We start from the raw sequence: 211 nt of genomic DNA, 5'->3' as shown, positions 1-211 counted from the left end.
GCCGCGTCTGTTAGGGCGCGTCGGTCACGGTCACGGCGGGCGTGGTGCCGCCGGTGAGGCCGGTCGCGTCGCCGACGAGCAGCACGTTCGGCTGTCCGGCGTATTCGCCCTGGAGGGTCACCGTGTACGGGCTGGTACCGGTGACGGCGACGTTGCCGACGCCGAGGATCGCCGCGAGGGCGGTTTGCACGGCGGCGGCGGTGGCGTCGTA

General features: G+C 73.5%; 1 pseudogene. It reads right to left on the bottom strand.

What is annotated here, in order from left to right:
• Positions 1-10: 10 nt before the first annotated feature.
• A pseudogene (locus ON31_RS29300) lies at positions 11-211 on the bottom strand (phage tail protein); the annotation flags it as partial.

The sequence above is a fragment of the Nocardia otitidiscaviarum NBRC 14405 genome (assembly GCF_000308635.1).
Classification (GTDB): Bacteria; Actinomycetota; Actinomycetes; order Mycobacteriales; family Mycobacteriaceae; genus Nocardia; species Nocardia otitidiscaviarum.
This window is presented reverse-complemented; position numbering and strand designations above follow the sequence as displayed.